This window comes from Streptomyces sp. GbtcB7 (assembly GCF_019091445.1).
Lineage (GTDB): Bacteria > Actinomycetota > Actinomycetes > Streptomycetales > Streptomycetaceae > Streptomyces > Streptomyces mirabilis.
Genome location: NZ_JAGXJM010000021.1, coordinates 116,709 through 142,362 on the forward strand (window position 1 = coordinate 116,709; position 25,654 = coordinate 142,362).

The 25,654-nt window shown below is 71.8% G+C and carries 19 protein-coding genes; 8 read left to right on the top strand and 11 right to left on the bottom strand.

Annotated elements, in window-relative coordinates:
- The first annotated feature begins 71 nt into the window (after positions 1-71).
- Positions 72-215: a hypothetical protein gene (locus tag KVT44_RS31180; protein ID WP_217570342.1), complete on the top strand. Its 144-nt coding sequence runs from the start codon at positions 72-74 to the stop codon at positions 213-215.
- Positions 216-2,368: 2,153 nt separating this feature from the next.
- Here KVT44_RS31180 and KVT44_RS31185 read toward each other — a convergent pair.
- The 4 genes from KVT44_RS31185 to KVT44_RS31200 form a co-directional block, all read right to left on the bottom strand.
- Positions 2,369-2,527 carry a DUF6760 family protein gene (locus KVT44_RS31185; protein WP_095856654.1) on the bottom strand — a complete coding sequence of 53 codons (159 nt, stop codon included), beginning with the start codon at positions 2,525-2,527 and terminating at the stop codon, positions 2,369-2,371.
- Positions 2,524-3,000, bottom strand: coding sequence for a hypothetical protein (locus KVT44_RS31190; protein WP_217570344.1), 477 nt, complete (start codon positions 2,998-3,000; stop codon positions 2,524-2,526). Before KVT44_RS31190 ends, KVT44_RS31185 begins: the two co-directional genes overlap by 4 nt.
- Positions 3,000-3,443 carry a phage tail protein gene (locus KVT44_RS31195; RefSeq protein WP_054230236.1) on the bottom strand — a complete coding sequence of 148 codons (444 nt, stop codon included), beginning with the start codon at positions 3,441-3,443 and terminating at the stop codon, positions 3,000-3,002. Before KVT44_RS31195 ends, KVT44_RS31190 begins: the two co-directional genes overlap by 1 nt.
- Before the next feature lie 65 nt (positions 3,444-3,508).
- Complete coding sequence (locus tag KVT44_RS31200) at positions 3,509-5,089, bottom strand: phage tail sheath subtilisin-like domain-containing protein (protein ID WP_143600028.1); 1,581 nt, start codon at positions 5,087-5,089, stop codon at positions 3,509-3,511.
- Positions 5,090-5,320: 231 nt separating this feature from the next.
- Here KVT44_RS31200 and KVT44_RS31205 point away from each other — a divergent pair, with 231 nt between their 5' ends.
- The 3 genes from KVT44_RS31205 to KVT44_RS31215 all read left to right on the top strand — a co-directional run bounded on the left by KVT44_RS31205 (position 5,321) and on the right by KVT44_RS31215 (position 10,052).
- Complete coding sequence (locus tag KVT44_RS31205) at positions 5,321-6,973, top strand: DUF4157 domain-containing protein (RefSeq protein ID WP_308314163.1); 1,653 nt, start codon at positions 5,321-5,323, stop codon at positions 6,971-6,973.
- Between the two features lie 121 nt (positions 6,974-7,094).
- Positions 7,095-8,519, top strand: a complete 1,425-nt coding sequence (locus KVT44_RS31210) for an RICIN domain-containing protein (protein ID WP_217570346.1) — start codon at positions 7,095-7,097, stop codon at positions 8,517-8,519.
- A gap of 93 nt (positions 8,520-8,612) precedes the next feature.
- Positions 8,613-10,052, top strand: coding sequence for a hydrolase (locus KVT44_RS31215; protein WP_217570348.1), 1,440 nt, complete (start codon positions 8,613-8,615; stop codon positions 10,050-10,052).
- A 67-nt stretch (positions 10,053-10,119) separates the two neighbouring features.
- Here the strand turns inward: KVT44_RS31215 and KVT44_RS31220 are convergent, their stop codons facing one another.
- From KVT44_RS31220 to KVT44_RS31230, 3 genes are all read right to left on the bottom strand, one after another.
- Positions 10,120-12,147: an ATP-binding protein gene (locus tag KVT44_RS31220; protein ID WP_217570463.1), complete on the bottom strand. Its 2,028-nt coding sequence runs from the start codon at positions 12,145-12,147 to the stop codon at positions 10,120-10,122.
- A gap of 65 nt (positions 12,148-12,212) precedes the next feature.
- Positions 12,213-12,932, bottom strand: coding sequence for a DUF4255 domain-containing protein (locus KVT44_RS31225; protein WP_060898972.1), 720 nt, complete (start codon positions 12,930-12,932; stop codon positions 12,213-12,215).
- 133 nt (positions 12,933-13,065) lie between these two features.
- Positions 13,066-13,728 (bottom strand): response regulator transcription factor, encoded by a 663-nt coding sequence (locus KVT44_RS31230; RefSeq protein WP_054229465.1) that lies wholly within the window; start codon positions 13,726-13,728, stop codon positions 13,066-13,068.
- 189 nt (positions 13,729-13,917) lie between these two features.
- Between KVT44_RS31230 and KVT44_RS31235 the strand changes: the two genes are divergently transcribed.
- On the top strand, positions 13,918-16,752 hold the full coding sequence (locus KVT44_RS31235; protein WP_217570350.1) for an AAA family ATPase: 2,835 nt from the start codon (positions 13,918-13,920) through the stop codon (positions 16,750-16,752).
- Between the two features lie 12 nt (positions 16,753-16,764).
- On the opposite strand, the gene KVT44_RS31240 is transcribed toward KVT44_RS31235, so the two are convergent.
- Positions 16,765-22,314, bottom strand: a complete 5,550-nt coding sequence (locus KVT44_RS31240; protein WP_217570352.1) for a hypothetical protein — start codon at positions 22,312-22,314, stop codon at positions 16,765-16,767.
- 280 nt (positions 22,315-22,594) lie between these two features.
- Between KVT44_RS31240 and KVT44_RS31245 the strand changes: the two genes are divergently transcribed.
- The 3 genes from KVT44_RS31245 to KVT44_RS31255 all read left to right on the top strand — a co-directional run bounded on the left by KVT44_RS31245 (position 22,595) and on the right by KVT44_RS31255 (position 23,820).
- Positions 22,595-22,948, top strand: a complete 354-nt coding sequence (locus tag KVT44_RS31245; protein WP_099924728.1) for a hypothetical protein — start codon at positions 22,595-22,597, stop codon at positions 22,946-22,948.
- Between the two features lie 59 nt (positions 22,949-23,007).
- Positions 23,008-23,391 (top strand): SH3 domain-containing protein, encoded by a 384-nt coding sequence (locus tag KVT44_RS31250; RefSeq protein ID WP_217570354.1) that lies wholly within the window; start codon positions 23,008-23,010, stop codon positions 23,389-23,391.
- A gap of 102 nt (positions 23,392-23,493) precedes the next feature.
- Positions 23,494-23,820, top strand: coding sequence for a cupin domain-containing protein (locus KVT44_RS31255; protein WP_254650110.1), 327 nt, complete (start codon positions 23,494-23,496; stop codon positions 23,818-23,820).
- Positions 23,821-23,875: 55 nt separating this feature from the next.
- On the opposite strand, the gene KVT44_RS31260 is transcribed toward KVT44_RS31255, so the two are convergent.
- The 3 genes from KVT44_RS31260 to KVT44_RS31270 form a co-directional block, all read right to left on the bottom strand.
- A complete protein-coding gene (locus tag KVT44_RS31260) occupies positions 23,876-24,343 on the bottom strand; it encodes a peroxiredoxin (RefSeq protein ID WP_254650111.1) in 468 nt (155 codons plus the stop codon).
- Entirely contained in the window at positions 24,340-24,720 is a 381-nt protein-coding gene (locus KVT44_RS31265; RefSeq protein WP_097282726.1) for a MauE/DoxX family redox-associated membrane protein, read from the bottom strand. The genes KVT44_RS31260 and KVT44_RS31265 overlap by 4 nt, the downstream gene beginning before the upstream one ends.
- Positions 24,721-24,826: 106 nt before the next feature.
- Positions 24,827-25,405, bottom strand: a complete 579-nt coding sequence (locus KVT44_RS31270) for a TetR/AcrR family transcriptional regulator (RefSeq protein WP_099924732.1) — start codon at positions 25,403-25,405, stop codon at positions 24,827-24,829.
- Positions 25,406-25,654 lie beyond the last annotated feature (249 nt).

The window sequence follows — 25,654 nt, forward strand, 5'->3', positions numbered from 1 at the left end:
CTAGTGGTCCTGTGGCACCGGTGGGTGTTGCCGGTGACGCACTCGCACGGGGCAGCGGTGCCGAGGGAGTCGTGGAAGTCGAGGAAGTCGACGAGGCAACGCGCTGGACTGCAGGCGCAGTTGTCGTCGGCGAGCTCGGCGTCGACGGCTTCGTAGGGCCTGCGGAGGCCGAGCTGCGTCGCGCCGATGGGCCGCTCGCAACGGTGCCGGGTTGAGCAAGGGGGACGGTGGCAAGGCGCCGGAGGACCGGAGCACCGGCGCCGGGAGCCTCGGGGCCGCGCGCTGCCGGACCGCCGTGGGTACCGGCGACGGGCCTGCCGACCGACGGTTGCGACACTGCTCGCTGCACCACGGCACCGGTGCCACCGGGCAGCCCAGGCGCCCTGGTCGACGAAGGTGCCGTTCCCGGTGCCTCAGGCGATCGGCGTATCGGACGGAGTACCAGACTGCCGCCAGGCCCGGGACGGGCCCCGGCTGCCGAGGAACGCTGTACGGCCGGGGTCGAGGTCGGGGCCGTTGCGGCTATGGCCCCACCGGGGGCGATGGACGTGCCCCCTGTCGGACCGGCTGCTCCTGCAGACCCGGCCCCGTCGGCACGCCGCGCCGACAGCCCACTCGCAGAGCCGCCGCCGGAGCCGCCGGAACGGGACCCGCTCCGGCCGTTGTCGGCTGTTGTGGCGCGCCGCAGCGGTACAGCCGAGGGAGCGGTACGGCGCTGTACGGCGGCGGCAGGAGGCGTGGAGGGCAGCAGCGAGGTCAGTGCGCGTGCGGGAGCGAGCGGGCGCACCGGTGGACGCGGCGACGGGGGGGAGGTGGGAGCGACCGGTTCCGCGCCACCGTCCCCACTGCCCGCCGGGCTCTGCGCCGTGCCCTCCACCGCACTCGTACGTTCCTGAGCGCGAGGTTCCGCCACGACGGCCCGCCGTACGACAGGGCTGCCCACCGTGGCCGTCTCTGACGCGGCGGAACCTGCCGGAGCCGGAGCCGGGGTCGATAGCGCACGCTGAACGGGCAGGTCTCCGGACGGGGCTCCCGCCTCGGGAATCTCCAGTCGAGACGGTGCCGCACCTGATGACGACGATCTCGAAGGTGGCATCCCTGGCTCTGGGGACGACGTCCTGGGAGACGTGGTCGCGGAGGGAGCGGGGGGAGTCGTCGCACCGCTGTGTGCGGCCGGTTGTCCCGTTGGGGTGCCCGTCGCACGCTGCACCGGACGTCGTACCGGCGTCGCGTTCGAAGGCGGAGTGGACAAGGGCGCACCCAGCCCCGAGCGTCGACGCGGCGGCCCCGCAGTCGGGCTGCCGCCCCGAGTCACCGGAGTCACCGGAGCGGTCGGTGCCGCCGGAAGGGGGAACGCCGGTACGGATGCCCCGGCCGACGGCTCGTCCCCAACGGACGGCGCCCCCAGCCCCGTACGTCCGGAACCGCCCGACGTACTCCGCTGGACCGGAAGATCGGCCCCGGCGGCGGAACCGTCGCGCGATCGCGACACGGAGACGTGAGGCGCGACCGGGCCGACGGAGGCAGCCGGTGTCCCGGAACCCGGGAGCGTGGCGGCGGGAGCCGAAGCCCGGGGAGCAGTGCCCGATGTCCGGGAAGCACTTACCGAAGTGGCAGAACCACCCGACGTTCTGCCACTGCCGCTACCACCACCACCGTCACCGTCACTGCCGCCGCCACCGGTAGCGGTAGCGGTAGCCGGGACGGTGACGTCGGGCGTCGACGGCGGCTGCGGTACGGACTGCTGCGATACGGACGGCTTCACCGCCGGCAGAGCCCGTCGCTGTACCGCGGGCCTGGCCGGTGCCTTGGTCAGCGAGGTCGGCCGCGTGGCCCGGGGAGCGGCGGGCGTCACCCGTGGGCCGGCCGTGCCGAGGGCCACCACCGGGGAACTCATGCGCTGCACGGGCAACGCACCGGTCTCCTCGCCCGACTCCACGGGCGAGGCCACCGGCAGGGAGAGCGAGGGGAGTTCGAGCCCGGAGGCAGGTCCCACCGGGGCGGCGAGCAGACCCTTGACCAGTCCGCCGGGCGCGCCGTCGAGGACGGCGTGCGACAGCGTGCCGGTGAAGGAGGGGTTCTGCCAGGTCGTCAGCCGGCCGCCGAACCCGGCGTCGGCGACGGAGCCCGGCCGGTCCGTGGCCCGCTGGATCGGCGGCAGCGCGGGCCAGGCGGCAGGCCGGACCACACGCGCTCCGGCTCCCCGCCCCGCACCGCCCGCCGTGGACGTATCGCTCACCCCGGCATCCGTACCGCCGCCCGGAGCCGAAGCGCCCGCCGGTCCGGAAGCGGACGCGGCGGCGGAACCGCTGCCGGATCCCCGCTCGCCCCCGCCGCCCCGCAGCCGATCAAAAAGCCCCACGCCGTGTCACCCTTCTCCGGCGCCGCGGTTGACGAGTGCCGCGATCTGTTCCGTGTAGCCGCGCCGGTCGCGGTGTTCGAGATCCAGGATGGTCTCCAGGCTCCAGTGGAAGTGATAGGCGATGTACGCGATCTCCTCCTGGATGCGGTCGGTCGCGTACGTCACGATTCCCCCAGGCGGCTCCCGCCGAGTTCGACCTCGAACGGCTCCTCGCAGTGCGGGCAGGTCACGGCGGCACGGGTGTGGCCCTCCGCGTTGACCTGACGGTAGAAGTCCTGCAGGAAGGCCAGGTCCGAGGCGAACATGTTCTCCACCACCCCGTCGTGCACCAGCGGAAGCGTGCCGAGCCGGGTGATGACCCGGCCGAGCAGCACGACCGACAGGTACGCCGGGTTCTCCTGCACGCGCATGTCCCGCAAGGGGACCAGCTCGTCGCGAGCGGTGGCGAGCCGCATCACGCCGTGCCGGTGCACGGTGCCGGAGTCGTCCACGTATCCGCGCGGCAGCTCGAACTCGAACTCGGTGCGCAGCGGTTGCGCGGCTGCAGCCGGGGCCGGGGCCGAAGCCGGAGCAGCGGTCTGCTCCGGCTCCGGTTCGGCGACGGCCGCGGCCGCCGCCCTGGGAGCCGAACGGCGCATTACTCGATGACCAGTTCTTCGAAGGTGATCGTCACGGTCTCGGTGAGCGCGGACGCCTCGCCGGCCTTCACGGTGCTGGTGTCGATCTTGCTGCACCAGGCGTTGCGCATGTTGTACCGCTTGACCGGGTTGTTCATGTAGTCCATCACCATGATGGTGGCGTTCTTGCGGGCGGTGCTCATCTGACCGGCGACGGACTCGGTGATCCACTGGTTGAAGGCCGCCGACTGCGTCATACCGCGGACGACCGTGCAGGTGCCGGCCTTCTTCACACCCGGCAGCTTCTTCGTGACGGGGATGCCCTGAGAGGAGACCTGCTGGTACTCGATGACGTCCTGCTCGATGCTGAGGCCGCTGACCTCCGCGAGGTACTCGACCATCACACCGTCGATCTGGAGGCCGAAATTGTGTGAAGTAAGGGCGTCACCCGGCTGGAGACTCATCTGTTCTCTGTCCTTCTAGGGTTTCTTGGGCGTACGGGGCGGAGCTGGTGGCCGAGAGGGTGGTACTACTCCTCCAACTCGCCGCTGCCGCTGGAGAACTGGGCCAGCCGGAAGATCACGAACTCGGCGGGCTTGACCGGCGCGATGCCGATCTCGCAGATGACGCGGCCGAGGTCGACCGACTCCGGCGGGTTGGTCTCCTCGTCACACTTGACGTAGTACGCCTCCTCCGGCCGCGAGCCGAAGAGGGCGCCGTTGCGCCACTCGTTGACCAGGAAGGCGGAGACATTGCGCCGGATCCGGGCCCACAGAGCGTGGTCGTTCGGCTCGAACACCACCCACTGGGTGCCGATCAGGATCGACTCCTCCAGGTAGTTGAAGTACCGGCGGATGTTGAGGTAGCGCCAGGCCGGGTCGGAGGACATGGTGCGGGCACCCCAGACGCGGATGCCGCGGCCGGGGAAGGCGCGGATGCAGTTGACGCCGATGGGGTTGAGCAGGTCCTGCTCGCCGCGGGTGATCTGGAGCTCCAGGTCCACCGCTCCTCGTACGACCTCGTTCGCGGGCGCCTTGTGCACCCCGCGCTCGGAGTCGTTGCGGGCCCAGATGCCGGCGACGTGGCCGCTCGGCGGGATCAGCCGGGACTGGCCGGTGGCCGGGTCGAAGGCCTTGACCCAGGGGTAGTAGAGGGCGGCGTACTTGGAGTCGTAGCCGGCCGTCTCCTGGCGCCACACCCGGATCTGGCGGGCGTTGAGGCCCGGCGGCGGGTCGATGACGGCGACCCGGTCGCCCATCAGCTCGCAGTGCGCGATCAGACCGAGCTGGACGGCCTTGACGGCCTCCAGGTCGATGGCGCCGCGCTGGTAGGCGGCCATCAGGTCGGGGACGGCGACCATCGAGACCTCGTCCACGGCCTCCAGGCCGCCGAAGCCGGTGCGGTCGGCGGAGTCGCCGAGGTACTGGGCGGGGCCGGGGTGACCGCCGTCCGTGGTGGCCGGGACGGCGGGGGCGGAAGCGGACGGGGCCGCGAGCGCCACCGTCTGGTTGTCGGGGCGGGCCAGCTGGGCGGCGGGCGCGGCCTCCTGCACGGCGATGAGCTTCGAGCGCTCCTTCACCTGGGTGACCACGTAGTTGCGACCGCCCTTCTTGGCGGTCACGTCGAAGGTCTCGGCGACCTTGTCGCCGTCCTTGACGATCAGCTTGAACCGCTCGGCCGGGCCCTCGCCCTCGGGGTCGGCGACCTCGACGCTCAGCGAGCCGCCCGCGACGGCGCTCACCGAGAACGTGCCGAGCTGCTTCGGCTCGCCCGGCGGCAGCGCGGCCTGCGCGCCGGAGCCGGTCACCGCGGCGGGGGCCGCGGAGTCGCCCGAGGCGCCGCCGGGCGTTCCGCCGACCCGGACGACATAGGCGGCGCTGCCGCCGTTGTTGAAGAATCCGTAGACGGAGTGCGCGAGGTAGTACCCGTCGGTGAACTCACCGAAGGCCGCCACGTACTGCGTCCAGTTGGTCACCAGTGTCGGCTCGTGCAGGGGGCCGATCGGGGCGAGACCGACGAAGGCCGCCACCGAGGTGCCCACGCCCTCGATCGGACGCGAGCCGCTGGCCACCTCCTCGACGTAGACGCCCGGCGACAGGTAGGACGGCATGCTCTGCTCTCCTCGGGGTACGAGATGGGACGTCACTCACCCTCACGCGCGAAGCGCGCGCGCCGAAACGTCTTTACGTACCCGGTAGGGGGCAGCTTTGTTGCCCGCAGGGGCACATGGCGCGGACGATGAGGGACGCTGCCCCCAGGACTGCCCTTGAGTGCGTTCCCCATGACGGCGCCGTCCGGTACACCTTGCAGATTGGTGCACCCGCGTTCGAATGGAGTCCTAGTGCACGCGCAGGGCAAGGAGACCGACAAGACCCGTGGCCGGACGGGCGAGGGCCGGCCGTCCGGCCGCGCCCCCGCGCCCGGGCCCGCCGCGGGGATCCTGGCGCTGCAACGCGCCGCGGGCAACGCGGCGGTGGCCCGTGCCGTCGAAGAGCAGCGTCACGAGCACGACGCGAACTGCGGCCACGGGCCCTCGGTCCAGCGCTCCGCGGTGCACGAGGTGCTGCGGTCCCCGGGTCGGCCGCTCGACGCTCCGCTGCAGACCGAGATGGAAGGCCGGTACGGCGGCGAGGACTTCAGCGGTGTACGCGTCCACACCGACGCGGCGGCCCAGCGGGCGGCGGCGCAGATCGGTGCGAAGGCGTTCACCTCCGGAACCGACGTGGTCTGGGACGGTCAGGACAAGCACGTCCTCGCCCACGAGCTGGATCACTACCGTCAGCAGATCCGGGGCCCCGTTCCTGGCACCGACAACGGCTCCGGGCTGATGATGTCCGATCGCGGGGACTGGGCCGAGGTCCAGGCGGAGGAGAACGCCCGGCGGGTGATGAGCGGGGCGCCGCCGGTGCAGCGCGCCGTCGACCACACGGCGGAGCGGAGCGGGTCGGGGACGGCGGAGGCGGGAGCGCCGGCGATCCAGCGCACGGTCTGGACGTACAACGCCAGTACCCAGACCCGCGTCGCCATGGGAATGCCGGCATCGGGCGTCTGGCAGGACGAGACCAACCCCGCCCAGACCGCCACCTCCGCGCAGTTGGGCGTCGGGGCCGACGGTCTGCGCCACGGGGACAAGTACGACGACGTCACCAGGCGTCACTTCGGAAGTGGGAACGTCGAGTTCTCGCAGCGTGGCACGATCCCCGACACCCCACAGGCGCACCGGAACGGCACCGCGTACAAGGAACGCGAGGCCAAGGTCCGCAACGCGCTGGTCGACGCCAAGAGGAAGATGGCGGAGACCATCGCCATGCTGGGGGCGAGCGGACCTCCCGGCGGCCGGCTCCTCGATGCGCTCAGGTCCGGCTTTCCGGCCTTCCAGCGGGCCACACCGCAGCAGATCGAACCGTTGCTGTCGCATGTCGTGGAGGTTCTCACCCGGGTCCAGACGGGCCTGAACGCGTCGGGCGCGCAGATCGCGCTGGCGGGGGAGACGCCGTGGTACGACCTGGGCGCGTTGGGGTCCGACCAGGCCAACGTGGCCGGTTGGGTCGCCCCCACCATGGGCGAGCGGCTCAGGCCCCACGACATGAAGAGCGAAGAGCTGCCGACGATGGACGCCGGACGCGAGGGCCCGATCAACCTGCGGACACCCGGCGAGAACGTCTGGTACATCATCCACGAGGCCACCCACCGGTTCGCCGGCACGCTCGACTTCCAGTACAGCCCCTACGAGCACGAACTCAGCGAGGACCGGGCCGACGTGGGCATGGCACAGGACCTGGGCTGGAGTCAGCAGCAGCTGGCGCAGCACTCCGCGGACAGGCTGGGCAAACGTGTCGCCCGCGACCCGGACCAGTACACCGGCCAGGACGAACCGGCCCACCCCGCCAAGCAGTTGAACTGGTACGCCATGGGCAGGCGGGCCCTGATGAACGCGGACTCCTACGCGCAGTTCGTCGTCGTGGCCACCGGAGGGACGCTGCCCCGGCGCTGACAGGGTCGGGCCGGGTGCCGCTGCCGCAGGGCCGAGAGGGCACCGCGCCCTACCTGTTCGTGCAGGGGCCTTACCCCTGAGGCCGCTGCCCCGGGAGCGGACCCGCGGCTAACGTCCCCGCGTGAGCCTTTGGACTTCGCTGGAGCCTGCCTCCAGCACTGTGGATCCCGGTGGTAGCACCAAGGTGCGGTTGCGGTTGCGCAACACCGGTGACGTGGTGGATGAGTACCGGTTCGAGCCGGTGGGTGATGTGGCGCCCTGGACGACCGTGGAGCCGCAGACGCTGCGGCTCTATCCCGGGACGACGGGGACGGTGGAGTTGACGTTCTCGCCACCCCGTTCTCCCGACGCGGTGGCGGGTCCGAATCCGTTCGCGGTGCGGATCACGCCGACGGAGCATCCGGAGGCCACGACGGTTCCCGAGGGGAATCTGACGATCACGCCGTTCACGGAGGTGCGGGCGGAGTTGGTGCCGCCGACGGTGAAGGGGCGTTTTCGGGGGCGGCCGAAGCTCGCGGTCGACAATCTGGGTAATACGAGGCTGACGGCGTCGATCAGTGGCAGTGACAACGGCGATCATCTGTCGTACGACATCCATCCCAGCAATGTTCAGATCGAGCCGGGTCGTGCGGCGTTCGTGAAGGCGACGTTGAAGCCGCGGCAGATCATCTGGTTCGGGTCGAAGGAGCAGCGGCCGTACACGCTGGCGATTCAGCGTTCGGGTACGGGGCCGCAGCCGGTGGAGGGTACGTATGTGCAGCGCGGGTTCCTGCCGCGTTGGCTCGCCACGTTTTTGGGTGTGTTCATGGCGCTCGCGATCACGTTCGTGATGCTGTGGATCGCGTACAAGCCCCAGGTGCGCACGTCCGCCACGGAGAAGCTCCAGGAAGCCGGCATCAGCACGCTCCCGGCACCCACCCCGTCCTTGTCGCAGGCGCCGAGCTCCGTGCCGGCTGACGTCCCGGCGGCTCCGTCCCAGCCACAGCAGACTCCCGAGAGCGGTGGTGGAGGGGGCGGCGGCGGAGCGGTGGCCAGTCCCAAGGCGACGAAGAAGACGGCGACCGGGCCGCTGCCCGCGAGCAACATCGTGCTCAGGAACCCCACGACCAAGAAGTGCGCCGACATCCCGGGCTACGACAAGGGTTCGGTGAACGGCCCGGTCAGGGAGTTCACCTGCGACGGCACCACCCATGACAACCAGCTCTGGAACCTCGAAGTGCGCGAGAAGGGCGGCGGTCCCGAGAAGTCGGACCTCTTCCAGATCCGCAACGTCAAGGACCAGTTGTGCATGGACCTGCCCGACTACGGCGCCAAGCCCGCGCAGACCGGGGTGTTCGAGTTCCAGTGTGACGGCACGACCGCCGACAACCAGCTGTGGTGGCTCGACAAGCAGGACGACGGCCACTACTGGATCCGCAACTACTCCAGCAACCACCTGTGCCTGGATGTCGCCGGCTTCAGCACCGGCGGCAACGACACCCCGCTCACGATCTACTACTGCAGCAACACCGACGACCAGGAGTGGGACATCGTCCACCCGTCCTGACCCACAAAGGGCAGTGCGCCGCAGCTCTTTGGGCAGCCGTCATGCCCCGACGCTTGCTGACGGGAGCGAGGTCCCGGCCATAGCGTCGACGGGGTGAGCCTTTGGACTTCGCTGGAGCCTGCCTCCAGCACTGTGGATCCCGGTGGTAGCACCAAGGTGCGGTTGCGGTTGCGCAACACCGGTGACGTGGTGGATGAGTACCGGTTCGAGCCGGTGGGTGATGTGGCGCCCTGGACGACCGTGGAGCCGCAGACGCTGCGGCTCTATCCCGGGACGACGGGGACGGTGGAGTTGACCTTCGCGCCACCCCGTTCTCCCGACGCGGTGGCGGGTCCGAATCCGTTCGCGGTGCGGATCACGCCGACGGAGCATCCGGAGGCCACGACGGTTCCCGAGGGGAATCTGACGATCACGCCGTTCACGGAGGTGCGGGCGGAGTTGGTGCCGCCGACGGTGAAGGGGCGTTTTCGGGGGCGGCCGAAGCTCGCGGTCGACAATCTGGGTAATACGAGGCTGACGGCGTCGATCAGTGGCAGTGACAACGGCGATCATCTGTCGTACGACGTCCATCCCAGCAATGTTCAGATCGAGCCGGGTCGTGCGGCGTTCGTGAAGGCGACGTTGAAGCCGCGGCAGATCATCTGGTTCGGGTCGAAGGAGCAGCGGCCGTACACGCTGGCGATTCAGCGTTCGGGTACGGGGCCGCAGCCGGTGGAGGGTACGTATGTGCAGCGCGGGTTCCTGCCGCGTTGGCTCGCCACGTTTTTGGGTGTGTTCATGGCACTGGCGATCACGTTCGTGATGCTGTGGATCGCGTACAAGCCCCAGGTGCGCACGTCCGCCACGGAGAAGCTCCAGGAAGCCGGCATCAGCACGCTGCCGCCGAGCCCCTCGACCTCCGCCGCGCCACCCACGCCTCCCTCGCCCAGCGCCGAGGCCCCGGTCGTGCCCTCGGCGCCCGAGACACAGGCCGCGAGCGGTTCCGGAGGGGGCGGCGGAGGTTCCTCCGACACCAAGCCGAAGGAGTCGGCCAAACCGCAGGAGGACACGGCGGCGACCGCCGTCGTGCAACTGGCCGCGCAGGACCCCGGACGGCACATCTGCTACCGGGCCTATCTGACGGACAAGGGCTGGACCAAACCGGTGTGCGACGGCGCCATGGCAGGCACCGTGGGACAGAACCGCCCGATCAAGTCCCTCAATCTCGCCACGTCCGACACCGACGGCACCGCTGCCACCGCCTTCGTCTACGACTCCCAGTCGACCAACGGCAACGGGCACTATTTCGGGCCGTGGAAGGGCGTGGTCGACGGTGCCGACCTCTACATCGGCAGCACCAAGAAGGACGACCCGTACATGCTGGGCTTCGCCATGAACGTCGGCCAGAGCAAGAGCGTCGTCTGCCAGACCGCGCACGTCCACAACGAGGGCTGGAAAGGCCTGGGCTGCGACGAACCCGGCGGGGACAACTACATCTTCGGCGGGACCCTGAGCAACCTGCTCTGGCTCGAGGCCGTCAAGTTCACCGTGTGAAGCGCCCCTGCCCGGCCGACAACCGTCGGCCGGGCAGGGGCGTTTGCGCGAGCACCCGGGCGAGGAGCTACCAGGTGCCCTCGCCCGGCACCAGCCGGCCCGCCTTGCGGTACTCGCGGCGCGCGCCCTCCAGGAGGTCGGCCGTGTCGACCTGCGCACCGCGGCCGGCGGCGCCGTAGGCGGCCGTGACCACGGCGCTGCGGATCGAACCACCGGCCAGCTCGAAGTCACGGGCGACGGCCCGCGGATCGGTGTCCTCGGCGCACGGTACGTGGGTCAGGGCGTGCCGCCACAGGGCCAGCCGCTGGTCGGCGTCCGGGAACGGGAAGTCGATCACGAGGTCGAGACGGCGGGTGAACGCCTCGTCGATGTTGGCGCGCAGATTGGTCGTGAGCAGCGCGATGCCGTCGAAGGACTCCAGCCGCTGGAGCAGATAGGAGCTCTCCATGTTGGCGTACCTGTCGTGCGAGTCCTTGACCTCGGACCGCTTGCCGAACACGGAGTCCGCCTCGTCGAAGAGGAGCACGGCGTCGGTGCGGTCCGCCTCCGTGAAGATGCGCTCCAGGTTCTTCTCTGTCTCGCCGACGTACTTGTCGACGATCGAGGAGAGCTGCACGACGTAGAGATCGAGGCCGAGTTCGGCGGCCACGACCTCCGCGGACAGGGTCTTGCCGGTGCCGGAATCACCCGCGAAGAGGCCGAGGACGCCCCGGCCACGCCCGCCGCCCGCGCTCAGCCGCCAGTCGCCGAGCACCTGGTCACGGTGGCGGGCGCGCAACGCCAACTCGTGCAGTTGCACCAGCGGTTTGTCGGGCAGGACGAGATCCTCCCAGCCGACGTCCGGACGGATCCGGCGGGCGTGCCGCTCCAGCCCGGAGGCGGACTGCTGCCGGGCGGCCAGCCGCAGATGAGCGGGGGTCAGCGCGGTACCTTCGAACACGGCGAGGCGCTGCGCGGCACGGGCGGCGCGCAGGATCCGGTCGCCACCGAGCCGGTACGGCGCGACCACCGGAGCGAGGTCGAAGCCGGGGGCGGGTTCCGGTACGAGGGCGACATGAGCGGAAGCCTCGGTGTCGACCCCGGTGGCGAGCGCCACCGCCCACGCGTCCACCGCTCCGGAGCGCAGCCGGGGCGCGTCCAGGACCAGCGGATCGCGATGATCGCACCAGTGCGGATCGTACGGACGCGGATCGGTGAACAGCACGGACACGTCGTCCACCGCCAGCGCCCGCATCAACGGGGCGGGATCCTCCGGCAGCGGCGACACGACGATCGCGCAGTCACGCAGCCGGGCCTCGCGGAGCAGCTCGGCGATCGGCTCCTGCCCGGCGGTCCTGTCCGGAGCGAAGTGGAGCGCCTCCTGCCCCGAAGCGTCGCGCAGCGCGCCCGCGGCACAGGCGAGACCGTCTCCCGCCCGGTGTTCGCGCAGATAGACGGTGAGCGGGGCGGCCGCCAGCCGGCCGGCGAGCCTGCGCAGGAAGACCTCGTCGTACTGCTCGCCCCGCACCGGCGCCCGGAGCCGGTGGACATGGCCGGTCAGTGCCGCGTCCAGGGTGTCGTCGCCCAGCAGGTGCGCGATCAGCCGGTCGGGTACGCGCAACGACCTGCTCAGAAAGGGGCGTTCGGGCTCCTCGACCACTGCCAGGCCCAGCGCGGCCAGCGGAGCCGAGGGATGGAACCTGGCCCGCGCCTCGGCACGGTGTGCCGGAAGTCCGCACAGGTCGAGCGCGAGCCCGGTGGTGGCCCGGCGGCGGCTGACGTCGTCGTTGAGGTAGCCGTACAGCGGCTCGAAGGTGCGGTCGAGGTCCGGGGCCAGCGCGATGAGCAGGATCCGGACGTCCAGCTCGGTCAGCCCGAGCCGTCCGGCCAGCAGATCCAGCCGGTCGCCCCGCTCGGAGTCCCAGCTCTCGGAGGCGGGGTCCTGACCGGCCGGCTCCAGCAGATGCCGTACCGCGTCCTCGGACAGATACAGACCGCGCAGCGGATCGGCCGCGGTGGGATCGGTCGCGCTGCGGTGTTCGACCAGCAGCGCCACATGCTCGCGGAGCCGGGACACCCGGACCAGGAGCGCGTCGGCCGACCCCTCGAAGGCGATGGCGGGTGAAGTGTCGCCGGTGGACGACGAGGTGTCGGTGGCGGCCGACGCCGGGACGTGCGGGGTCACTTCGCTCGCTTCTCTCCGTTTCGATCCTCCGCGACCGGGTGGTCCCCGGCCGGGAGCTCCGTGCCCGCCGCCGTGTCGGCCGCGGTCGTGGACGCCAAGTGCCGTGCCCGGTGCCGCCGTTCGGGCGAGCCCTCCAGGGTTCCGTCCATCCCGCGTACGCGCACGCCGGCACCCTCCGTGACCGGCGGCCCGGCGTCGTACTCCGGGAACGACGGGAACGGCGCGGTCACCACCAGATCCAGCGACGGCTTCAGCTCGCCGCCGAGCGCGGACCAGATCTCCGCGAGGGACCGGGACTCGGTGTGCAGATTCGCCACCGAGAGCGGCACGGACAGCCCCAGTGCGGCCAGCGCGTCGGGCAGAGCGTGCGGGGGCAGGATCTCGTGGGGGAGCAGTGTCGCCAACACCGCGGACAGCAGCCGGTGTTCGTCCTGCGGCTGCTTGGTCCAGGCCGTCACGAGATACGACAGCCGGAACCAGCGGGGCGGCTGGCGGCGGCGCAGCACGATGCCGCGTTCGTCCCGCACGGCCATGGCGCCGCGCTCACGGCGCCGCACGTCCTCGCGGATGTCGTACAAGTAGGCGTTGATGGCGGGCGCGTTGCGGCGGGCGGCCCACTCGCGGCTCGGCGCGTCGAAGGCGACCTCGATACCGGAACCGGCCAGCGCACCGCTCCTGAGCAGCCCTTTGAGGACCTCGTCCACCTCGTGAATCACCGTCGTGCTCCCGCCGTGCCGTCACGTCCTGCCGCGTACCAGCCGTGGGCCGGCTGAGTACCCGCTGTGTACCCGTCTGCTGTGATCCGCTCGGTACCCCGCTCGACAGGCCCCGTGCGAACGATCGCCTGCCTCAGATGTAGCCTTCCCTGAGCGCATAGGCCACGGCGTGGGCGCGATTGCGCAGATGGAGCCGGGTGGTCAGACCGTGCATCACGTTCTTGACGGTACGTTCGGAGTAGGAGAGCTTGCTCGCTATCTCCCCGGTGTCCAGCCCCTCGGCGACGAGCCTCAGCACATCGATCTCGCGCGGCACCAGGCCGGAGAGCGGCACACCGGTCTGGCCGGAAGCGGTGCGCTGGAGCGATCCCACCTGAGTGATGAGGCGTCCCAGCAGATCCGCCGGCAGATCCCCGTCGCCCCGCGCGGCCGCGAGCACGGCCTGTACCAACCGGTGCGCACTGGCCTCGTGGCGCCAGACGATGGCCCCGACACCGCACTCGATGACGTCGAGCAGCTCGGCCTCGCGGATCGCGTTCACCACCAGCACGGCACGCGCCCCGTCGCTGCGTACGAGTCGGCGCAGCCGGGACAGCGTGGTCTCGTCCGGTCCCTCGTTGACCAGGACGGCCACGGTGCCGGGCCCGGCCTCCGCGCTGTCGAGGAGGTTGATCACCGGGTGCTGCGCCAACTGGCTGCGCACCCCGGCCCGGGAGATCGGGTCGGGTGCCTGGACCACCACCGGTATGCGGTTTCCGGAATCCACCGCACCGGTGTCGGCGGGCCGCTGTGACACGCCTGCGTCAGTGGTCCGTAATGAACTGCGCAACCGCTTCTCCCAAATCCACGTGCTGGTCGCCCCTGTGTCGCCAGTGGCCGAAGGGCTTGTCCCAGACTTCTGTGCTCGGCGTGCCTCGCGCAATCGTGGAGGACCACGAGACGTACCACGAGATGGATCATGAAACGTCCCCGACAGGAGACATCGATGGGCGAGACCGAGGCGCTGCGTGAACGACGGGAGGCACTCGAGCTGGTGGCCGCCGAGGCGGACCGCGCCTGCGCCGGGTCCGGCCGTCTGGTGCTGCTCAAAGGGGCCACCGGCACGGGGCGCACCGCCCTCCTGGAGGCCGTCACTGAGCGGGCGGCGGCCCGTGGCATGCGGGTGCTGCGGACCCGCTGCTCGCCCGACGGCGAGGCCGGGGAGTTCGCGGCGGTTCTCCAACTTCTGTCATCGGGTGGCGAATTCGATGCCGGAACCAAGCTGTTTCCGGACGTTTTCGACGACGACCCGCACCACTGGTCGTACGCCGAACACCTGTGGAGGCGACTGCGTTCGCACGCCGCCGACGCCCCGCTGCTGCTGGCCGTGGACGACGTCCACTGCGCCGACGAACCCTCGCGCCGCTGGCTCGTCGACGCCGCCCGGCGGATCGACGCACTGCCCGTCCTCCTGGTGGTGACCGAGCGCAGCCAGTACGACATCGACCCGCCGTCCGCCGGTCTGGCGCACGCGCTCTCGCCCACCCTGGTGCGCACCCACACCCTCGCCCCGCTGAGCGCGAACGCGGCGGCCCGGCTGGTCCGTTCGGACATCGACGCCGCCACGGCCGCCTGGGTGGACGACTGCGTCCGGGCCGGCGCGGGCAGCCCCCTGCTGCTGCGCGCCCTGCTCGACGACCTCCGCGCACAGGAACCGGACGGCGCGCCCCCGAGGCCCGTGCCGGACACCTGTGCCGCCCTCTACCCGGGTGCCTATCCGGCCGCCGTCTCCTGGTGGCTGGACAGCGCCGGAGAGGCGACGGCGAGGGTGGCCCGCGCCCTCGCGGCGCTGGACGCGGACGTGTGGGAGGAGGGCCACGCGGAGGAGTTCACCGAACTGCTCGCCGAGACGGCCGGCGCGGACCCCGCCCGGGTACCCGGCTGGCTGACCGCCATGACCCGCCTCGGCCTGCTGCGGCCCGATCCCGACGGGCGACCGCGCTTCGCCCATCCGCTGCTGCGGGACGCGGTGCTCAGCGGCTGGCCCACCGTCCGGCGGCAGGCGGCCCACCGTACGGCGGCCGAAGTGATGCTGGGCCGTGGCGACCGCGCCGAAGCGGTGGCCGGACAACTGCTGCGGACCCCGGCCGTGGGCGCGGCCTGGGCCACCGTGGTGCTGCAGGACGCCGCGTCCGTGGCGGTGCGGGACGACAGGCCCGACGACGCCGTGTCGTATCTGCGTCGTGCGCTGGACGAACCACTGACGCCCGCCCGCCGGACCATGGTCCTCACCGAGCTGGGCTCCCTGGAGTTCGCCGCCGCCCGCTCCTCGGCCGGGATACCCCGGCTGACCGAGGCGACCCGGCTGCCGGGCATGCCGCAGGACCGGGTACGGGCGGCCGTGGCCCTGGGCACCGTACTGGCCCGGCGCGGCAAGGCGCGCGCCGCGATGGACGTCCTGCGCGACCTGGACGAGCAACTGACCGGCCATCCGGACCTGACACGGCTGCTGGGGACCGCCTCGGCGCTGCTGTCGGACCACGACCAGGGCATCCGTCAGGAGGCGTACCGCTGGCTGCACGGTGCCGCCGAGCGGTCCCCGGACCTGGTCGGAACGGCAGGTCAGGCCCTTCTGGTCCGCTACGACGCGACGGCCGGACTGATCCCCGCCGCCACGGCCATGAAGCGGATCCACGCCCTGCTGGACGAACCGATCGACGCGCTAGCCGAACCTTTCCTGCTGGGTACGGCCGCCGCCGTCGCGCAGTGGGCCGACGAACTGGCGGAGGCCGAGGGGCTGGTACGCCGGGGACTGGACCGGCAGAGCCCGTCCCTGTTGCACCCCATGCACCTGGCGCTGCTCAACGTACGGGCGGACATCGCCGCGACGCGCGGACAGTACGCCGATCTGCTCGCCGAACCGGCGGCCTGGCAGGTCACCGAAGCCACCCGGCACCGGCCCGACCCGGCCAACGCGCACGGACACGCCGTGATCGCCCTGGTCGAGACGGGCCGCACCGAAGAGGCGGCCCGCCTCGCGGACAGCTTCGCCCTGGGCGACGCGCACGACTCCTGGGAACTCAACCGATTCCTCTACGCGCGGGGCGTGTTGCGGTCCGCGCAGGGGGATCACGCCGGCGCGCTGGACGACTTCCTGGAATGCGGCCGTCGGCAGACGGCACGGGACGTGGTGAGCCCCGTGGTCACCCCCTGGCGGACCGCGGCGGCCGAGTGCCGCAGCGCGCTGGGCCGTCCGCAGGAGGCCCTCACGCTGGCCCGTGAAGAACTGCGGCTCGCCCAGGTGTGGGACACCCCCCGGCTGGTGGGGCGGGCGCTGCGCGGACTCGCCACCGCGACCGGGGGCCGTCGCGGTCTGGAACTCGCCGACCGTGCCGTACGCATCCTGCGGGACGCCTCCGCGCAGACCGAGCTGATCCCCGCGCTGATCGGACAGGGGCGTCAGCTCGTCGCGGCGGGGGACCGGAGCCGGGCCCGCGACGCGCTGCGCGAGGCGGCGGAGCACGCCGAACGGCTGGGCGCGGTACGGATGCGGGCGCTGGCCGAGGAGGTTCTCCCCGAAGGCCGCTCCCGTGGCTCGGCGACCGCGCTCACCGGATGGGAGGCGCTGACCGGCAGTGAACGCCGGATCGCCGCCCTCGCGGCCGACGGGCGGACGAACGCCGAGATAGCCGAACTCCTGCACCTGGCCCGACGCACCGTCGAGACCCATCTGACCAGTGCCTACCGCAAGCTGGGCATCCGCCGCAGGACGGAGCTCACCGCGGTCATCGGCGAGCGGCCGGCGGATCCGGCGGAGCCGGTGGAGGAGCCGGGCGGCTGACACGCCCCCGCATCAGGACGTGAGGCGGCCGTCCGGGTCGTGCAGCTTGGTGTGGTTGGACGGGTCCTGGAGCATACGGCGGGCCACGGGCGCCGGGATCCGCACGACCACCGGAGTGGGGACGGTGAAGTCCCGCACGGCGACGGAGGGGGCGCCGGAGCGGCCCCGGTTGCTCACCCGGGCCACCACCCGCACGTCCAGGGTGAACTGCACCAGCGTCGCCTCGAACTTGGGCTTGTGCAGAGGCATCGAGCCGGACCCGTGGGCCGAGGTGTCGGTGGCGCCGCCGACCTGGTCGGCGTTGCCGAGGAGCTGGTTCATCCGGAACTCGTCCGCGTTGAGCACACCGGCGCCGCCCAGCCCCCGTACCGACTTGTTGTGCTCCACCGCCTGCTGGTGGTCCGTGCCTGTGGGCCGGGGCGCGTCCAGGGCGCTCTGCGCCACCGTCTCGAAGGTCATCTTGTCACCGACACCCAGCACCCGGCCGGCGCGCAGCCGGGCGTGCAGCGAGGTCCGCAGATCCTGCCCCCGTGCGCCGGAGGCGTGCACGACCGGGAGGTCGACCCCGGCCGCGGTGAGCAGTGGCAGTGCGGAGATCAGCCACTCGGTGGACACCGCCTCGCGCTGCGCGTACGCCGCCGTGTCACCCGTCCTGCGGTAGCGCTCGCCGCCGTGCGCCGCCCGCACCGCGTCGTCGATCACCCGGCGGATCTCGGGAGCACCGCGGAACCCGTTGACCTGCGCCTCCAACGGCAGGCTCACCCCGCGGCCGTGCCAGGGCCCCAGTCGGCTCGCTTCGGCGTCGTCCTGCCGCAGGAACGCCTGTCCCGCCTCCGCGCGCGGCACCGGCCGCAGCCGGGACAGTGCCTCGAGGTCCTTGACCAGAATGCGGTGGACCAGGGACTGGCCGCCGAGGGTGGCGAGGCCCACCCGCCCACGGGACGAGTGCAGTTCGAGGGTCGCCTCGATCGGCACCCGCATTCTGACGGAACGGGCGGAGGCCTCGGCGACGGTCTTCATGCCGAGCTGACCGCGCCCCACGGTGGCCGACTTCGTGACGTCGCTGACGCCGACGCCGAGCCCGCCGGAGCCGCCGACGCTCTTGAGCGGACCACCGCCGCCCTCCGGCTTGCCCGCACCGGCCACGACCCCCTCGACGGTCCGCGTGTCGCTCGTCTCGCGGGTGTCCGCCCGCTGCGTGGCGGCCGAGGTGATGTACTCCATGTCGCGGCCGTCCTTCGCCTCGCCCTCGGACGTGCCCTGCCGGGTGCGGCGTACGCGGAACACGGCCCAGTACGGTGTGTCGCGCCCGCGGAAGAGTTCGACGGGCACCCCGCCGTCCATGGCCCCGGAGAGCAGTCCGGCCGACCCGTCCCGGTCCAGGACGCGCAGCAGCCGCTGCATGTTGTCGTGCGGATCGGCCAGTTGCCGCTTCGGCAGCAGTTCTTCGGCGAGAGACCGGTCACGCCGCCCGACGTCGGCGCGCAACCGCTCGAGCAGGGGAACGAAGTCGGGCAGTTCCTCGATCATGCCGAAGCCGAGCGGCAGCTCCTGGGCGAGGGCGGGCGCCGCCGGGGCGGTCGCGTTCGACGACTCCCCGCTCCGGGACGCCTCGGTCTGCTCCTGGGTGGCCTTCCCCTTGCCCTTGGACTCTTCGCCCTTGGATTCCGGGCCCTTGGCCTCCGCGCCCAGGCGTGCGGACTCCCCCGGCGAGGACGTCTGCCCGGCGGCCCCGGGAACGCGCAGGCCCGCCGCCGCCAACTGCTCCTGGGTGAGCCAGACGGCGGCCGCGGCGGGCACTGTGCGCTCGCCCTTCGCGACGTACGGGCCGCCTCCCGTGACCTTGACCTCGCTGACCATCCGGACCACCAGGTCGCAGTGGACCAGGTAGAGGGGCCGGGTACGCGGGGTGTGGGCGTTGCGTTCGACGGTGCCGCTCAGCGTCGTCGCCGTCGCCGCGCTCCGGCCCAGGCTCCGCCCCGCCGACACGCCCTCGCCCAGCCGCCAGCCGGGGCCGTTCTCCGATCCGAGGGCGCCGCCCTGCACGGTCGTGGAGGTACCGCTGCCCTCCTGCCCGGTCATCTGGTGGCCGCCCAGCAGGAACGTCTCGGTACCCGCCCCGGTGCCCTCCGCCACCACCTCCGGGTTGGTGAGGGCGAACCGGGTACCGATCGCGCCGTTGAGCGCGTGGAGCCTGCGGGGGTACTGCAGGTTCTTCACCACCCACCCGGAGGACACCGCCTGGCGCAGCGCCGAGGTGATGGCCTGCGGACTGAAGCGCTCCTCGATCGCCAGCCGCGGCGCGAGGCCCTCCGTCTGCAGCGCGAGGTCCTCCCGCAGTTCCCGGTTGCGGCTCGCGGCCCGCGACAGGAGCTCGAAGGCGAGGTCCCGGACCGGTCCGCCGCCTCCGACGGTCTCCACCAGCGTCCAGTCCCGGACCGCCCGGCCCGCGATCGAGCGCGGCGCCATGGTCGACAGATCGCCGATGCCCGACGCGTTGAACTGCCGCTGCGGCGGCGCCAGTCCGGCGGTGCGCCTGCGGGTCCTGGCCGTCAGCCGGTCCTTCCCGGCGGTGTCCAGGGTGAACGCGGTCGGGGTGAGCAGCCGTACGTCCTGCTCGGCCAGGTCGAGCGCCTCGGTGTCCGCGGTCGAGGCGATGTGCACGGCGTCGGGTGCGTCCCGCCCCGGCATGCCCGGGGTGAGGGCACGTTTGGCGGTCCGCTCCCGTGTCGTCATGGTGACGTCCACGTCCAGGCGCAGGGCGCCGCCGAACGCGCTGGTGTTCTCACCGCCGTTGGTGAGCACGTCGGAGCGTGTCGCCGGACCCGCCTGGTTGCGCCGGGTGCTCTGCCGGGTCCGCTCGCCGCGCACCGTGGCGGACAGGGCACCGGGGACCAGCCGGAACTGGCCGAGCGCCAGTCCGCCGATCGACCGTGAACTGGACCGCCCGCTCTGCGAGTTGCTGGTGACGCCGCTGTGGCTGCGCACCAGCCAGTCCTTCGTCTCGCCCTGGTAGCCCGTCTCGCGCAGGGCGCCGACGACCTTGATCTGCACGTCGTGCGCGTGCCATCGGCTCTTGCGCCGCATCCGGACCCGGATCCCGGAGGAGAGCAACTGGTCCTTGTTGACCCGCAGGTTGGTCTCCGAGAGTACGGTGATCAGCTCGCGGTAGTTGCGCCGCCGCACCTCGCCCTCCTCGCGGCTCACCTCGGTCCCCGCCCCCGCGCCGAACGCGGGCAGATAGCCCGCGAGTCGCTGATCGGTGGCGAAGAGCCGCTCGATGCCGGAGAGCAGGGGAGCGGTGTCCAGCTGGCTGATCGCCACGCTCGACCCCATGGCCCCGAACGGCAGATGGCGCCCGGTGTCCGGACCGGCCGACGACCCGGCCCCGTCCCGTGCCTCTTCCCCTTGCCGCCGGTCGAACTTCTTCCCGTCCGCGTCCGTTCCCGGCTCCCTGATCATGGAGCCCGCCGTGACGCCTTCGGGCAGTTCGAGGCCCAGCGACCGGGCCTCGTCGGCGCGCAAACTGACCCACACATCCATCGAGTGCCGGGCCGTGCGGGCCCCGGAGCGCACCTTCATGGCGGGGGAGAGCGGTCCGGTGCCCTCGACGCTGAACCGGACCTTGCCGAGGTAGAGCACCTTGTCGCCCCTGACCTCGGCGCCCTGACGGCTCGAAACCGTCTGCTCGGCCACCGTGAACCGCGCTTTGCGCGCGCCGGCCGTGGGCATGACCGTCGCGCGCACCGCGGCGGCGTTGCCCAGCACGCCGAAACCCGCCGCCGGGCCCGCGCCGAAGGTCCCCCCTCGGCCCTTGGCCGCCGTGTGGGACACCGAGTGCTGTGCCTGCTGGTGCGTGCGCAGTTGGGTCTTGCCGGTCGTCCAGGTGGGCGACAGGGCGGTGAGGTCGGCGCGCATCCGGTAGGTGCCCGTGGCACTGCCGTCCTTGGAGACGAGATCCTCCCCGATTATCCAGCCGCTCAGCAGCCGGGGCAGGTCCTCCAGGACGGTCGTGGCGGAGGTGGCGTCGTGGAGCCGGGCCCGCCCGGGCGCACCGCGGGAGGTCAGGGAGGGGTGCAGCACGGAGCGGACCGCGTCGAACAGGCCGCCGCCGCCCGGATGGGGGGCCGCGGCGTCGTCCAGGGCGACCGGGGCCAGCGAGTCCGCGAGCCGTACGCTCCGGGCGGTCCCCGTGCTGAGGGGGCGCGGCCGCGCGGGCGCCTCGGCGGTGACCGGCACCAGGTGTTCGGTGGGCACCCGCATCATGAGGGACCCGGTGCCGCTGAACGTCTGCGCCCGGCCGCCCCGCCCCTCGTCCTGGGGCTGGACCCGTACGCCGTAGCGCACCTGGCGCCGCATCTCGACGGACCCCTTGTCGCTGCGCAGCACCCGCGGTTCGGACATGGCCTTCAGCACACGGGAGTCGGTGGAGGACTGGAACGGCTGCGCGTTGGCCATGACCGCCCCGCCGAGCCAGACGCCCGGGACGACCGGCGCCAGCCCGAACGCCATGAAGTTGACACCCTTGCTGGACGAACCGCCCGAGGAGTGGCTCACCACGCCCGAGGTGTTGTGCTGGGTGTCCACCTTGCTGTTGGCGCCCTCGGCCATCCGCGCGTCCTGGGCGGCCTGCCGGGGGGCGACCTCGGTGCCGGTGCCGGTGCCGCCGTCGTGATCGTCGGCTCGCGCCTTCCCCTTCCCCTTGCCCATGGCGGCCTCCGACTCGGCCAGCAACGCGGCCATGGCCTTGGCCTGTTTCACGGCCGCGGCCTGAGCCTTCACGGCCTCCGGGGAGACGAAGGTCTCGGGCAGGTCGGTGCCGTCCCGGGAGATGGTGACGGTGACGTTGTACCAGCCCTTGCCCTCCGGGCCCTCGACGGCGAAGGAGCGGCCCTGGCCGTAGAACGTCTCCGGCCGCCCGGCCAGCTCCTCGCGTATCTCGGCCACCGTCCCGTCGGACCGTCCGACGACCGTCCCGAGGGCGGTGGACACGAACTCGTGCCCGGTGAGCCCGTACGCCGTGGAGAGCCCCGCCGCCCGTAACTCCCGCAGGTACGGCGGCAGTCCGAGCGGCGGATGGGAGGAGCCGGACCCGCTGCCGGTCGGCCGGGGGACCGGCCGACGTGTGCCCGCCCGCCGGGGGCGTGTCGTGGTGGCGGCGCGCGGCCGGGCGTTCTCCACGCCTTCCTCGGACTCCTCCGCCACCTCGTCGATCGCGGGAAGCACCGCGGGCAGTCGGGTGGCGGCGCTGCTCTCGGGCAGTTCCTCAAGGGTGGGCAGTACGGCAGGGGCGGGCCTCGGCGCACGCGTAGCGCCCGCCACGCCCTCGGCGGCCGGGAGCCGTCCACGCAGGGCGCGCGTGGTCGCCGCGTTGCCCGCGTCCCGCTGCAGGGCCAGCAGCGCCTGCGGGGTCATCCCCGGGCCGGTCGTCGGGAACGCCGAGTGCGGCGCCGTGACCTCCGCGCCGTTCCTGGCGGCCGAGGCCGTGTCCCGGCCGACGGCTCCCCGGCCGTGGTCCCCGGTCCTGCCGTTCGCGCCCGATGCCTGCCGCTGCCTACGCACAGTGAGCCATTCCCGTCATGAGGACCGCCGTCCCGCCCCCATCGGATCCGTCCGCTGGGGAGCGTAACCACTGCGTAGGCCCCACAGGGAGCAAGATCATGGACTCGGACATATGGACGCCCGCCGACCACCGAAGGGTCAACGGCAGTACACCCGCGCTCCATCTTCCGCGGCCGTGCGCTCACTTCGAACACCGTTGAATGGCATTGCCGCCGTGCTCCCTCGGCGCCCACTGTGGCGGTGGTCGAAAGCGAAACACCACACACAGGGGGAATGCCTCATGCGCCGTATTCCGGCCGTCATCACCACGTGCGCCGCGACGCTCGCCTTCCTCGTCCCGGCCGGCCTGGCCGCCGCCGCGCCTGCCGCGCCCGCCTCGCCCGCCGAGCAGTCGTACACCGTCGTGCCCTACGAGAACGTCAAGGTCCGCAAGCTGCCGACAAAGGACAGCGCCTACCTGGCCACCCTGACCGCCGGTCAGTCCTACACCGCGTACTGCTGGACCCACGGGCAGACCATCACGGACCACGGCTACACGAACGACATCTGGATCGGATTCGCCGACGGATTCAGCAGCGCCGTCTATTTCAAGGGCGACCAGTACGCGAATCTGCCGGCCTCCGCCCAGTGCTGAAGGCAGCGGAACTCACCGGAATTCACCGCGATCGTCCCTCCGTGCCAAGGAGTTCATCCATGAGCATCCGACGCAAGGCCGCCGCCGTCCTCGCCGGAGCCGTGCTCGCGTGCGGCCTGCTGAGCGCGGGAACCGCCTCGGCCGCGGCGCCGACCGGCCTCACGCGGCAGGCCGCCTTCGAGACGTACACCGTCGTGCCCATCGTCGACGCGCCCATCCGTTCCGGCCCGGGCAACGGCCACCCCGCGATCGGCAGGCTGCGCGCCGGGTACACCTACTCCGCCTTCTGCTGGCTCTCCGGCGAGACGGTCGTCGACCACGGTTCCACCAGCCACATCTGGATCCAACTCTCCGGCGGCCCCGGCATCGGCAACGGCTGGGTCAGCGCCCTGTACCTCCGCGGTGACGAGCGGGCCGGTCTTCCGGCCTCGGCGCAGTGCTGACCCGCTCGGACGGACCAGTCAGATGACTGAAGCTTCCTCGAGCCGCCGCTTCGCACAATGGACGAGGCCCCGCCCGACCGCCTCACGAAGCGAAGGATCAGCATGCACGTGGACGCCCATGACGATGAGATCTGGGCCGTACTCGAAGGTGAGATCACCTTCTTCGTCGGAGAGCAGCGCTACGACCTGGGCCCGGGCGACGTCGCTTTCGGTCCGCGCGGCGTCCCGCGCCGCCATGTCGTGCGCAGCCCGGAATCCCGCCTGCTCGTGACCTCGGTGCCCACCGGGGTCGCGGAATGGTTCACCCGCAACGGCAGGCCGGTGGCCTTTGCTGGTGAACTGCCCCCGTCCCTCGGCCTCGACGCCACTGTCGGCCTGGTGGGCGCCTACGACCTTCATGTCGTCGGCCCGCCGGCCACGGGCGAGTGACGCGGGCACGCCGGGCCGAGGCAGGACGATCCGGCCGCCGCGGGGGAGTCGAAGGTCAGCCCTGATAGGCCCGCAGTGCGGCGAGGGCCCGGTCCGCGTGGGCGCTCATCCGCAGTTCGCTGCGCACCACTTCCAGGACGGTGCGGTCCTGCGCGATGACGAAGGTGACCCGCTTCGTGGGTGTCAGGGAGAAGCCGCGCTTCACTCCGAACCGCTCGCGGACCGTGCCGTCGACATCGGACAGCAGCGGGTACCCGAGCGTGTGACGCCCGGCGAACTCCTGCTGCTTGTCGACCGCGTCACCACTGATGCCGACCGGCCGCCCGCCGGCGGCGGTGAACTCGGCGGCCAGATCACGGAAGTGGCACGCCTCGGTGGTGCAGCCGGGGGAGAGGGCGGCGGGGTAGAAGAACAGCACGACCGGTCCCTCGCCGAGCAGCTCGGTCAGCTTGCGCTCCGTGCCGGTCTCGTCGGGCAGGGCGAAGTCCTCGACCTTGTCGCCCACATCCACACCACGTGTCATGACTGACCCTTCCCACCATTGGCAACGCTGCGTGCCCACAGTACAAGGGGCACCTGCAAGGGGAGTCGCGCGATCGCCGCGGCCTTCTGCGGAGCGGGACGCCGACGCCAGTCCACGGCCATCTGGACGTTGGCGGGGAACACCCCGACGAAGAAGGCCGCGGTGGCCAGCGCGGCCACCCGTCGGGTACGGGGCACCGCCACCCCGGCGGCCAGCGCCAGTTCGGCGACACCGCTCGCGTACGTCCAGGTCCGGGGTGCCCCCGGCAGCGCCCGCGGAATGGTCGCGTCGAACTGCCGTGGCGAAACGAAGTGACCGACACCCGCGGTGGCCAGCAGGCCGGCGAGCAACAGGGCTGAGCGTTCCGACCGTGGCACGGTTCCTCCTCCAGGGGACTGCCGCGAGATATTACTGGAGGGTAAGTGCGAAGCGGGCGACGGGGCTCACGAAGGGGCACGGGTCCCCTCCTGCCCCGGGCCGATGTCAGCGCGCGGCGCGGACGCCGTCCAGCGCGACCGTGAGGACCCGGTCGCGCTGGGTGTCGTCGAGGAAGTTCGTCGAGGTGATCCCGGCGACCATGCGCAGCAGGTCGTCGAAGTCCATGTCCGCGCGCGCCTCGCCGGCCTTCTGTGCCCGCTCGAACAGCGGGCCGCCCGCCTGGTACATCGAGTCCCGGCAGGTCAGGAAGATCTCCGACTCGTTGTCGAGCGCCTCACGGATGGCCCGTTTGGTCACGGTGTAGTCCACGAACCGCCGCAGCCATGAGGTCAGCGCCTCCCAGGGCTCCCGCTCGGCGACTTCCAGGGCCACCTGGCACAGGGCGTCCACCTCGTCCGCGTACACGCTCTCGAAGAGGTGGCGGCGGGTGGGGAAGTTCCGGTACAGGGTGCCGATGCCCACGCCCGCGCGCCGGGCGATGTCCTCCAGGGACGCCTCCGCGCCGTGCTCCGCGAAGGCCTCGCGTGCGGCGGTCAGCAGAGCGTCGTAGTTGCGTGCGGCGTCTTTGCGGTGCGGGCGCCGGGACGCCACGATCCCGCTGACGGGGAACGGCTGAGCCGTCACTTGGTGCCTCCCGGCCGAGAAGAAGTTGAAGCGGAGGTAAGCCTCCGTTACAGTGGAGGCGTGCCTCCACTTTAGCAGTCGGGGGTGCGTTCCCCATGGTGGCGTGCGCCCGTACGCACCGTCGACGCGCTCGTACCCCCTGTGACCTCGATCGGGCCGTACGCAGCCCGCCCCCGCTCCTTGAGTGGCCGTTCCGCTTGCTCTGTTTCGTTCTCTGTTCTGTTCCGATCCGCTCCGTTCGGAGAGGCT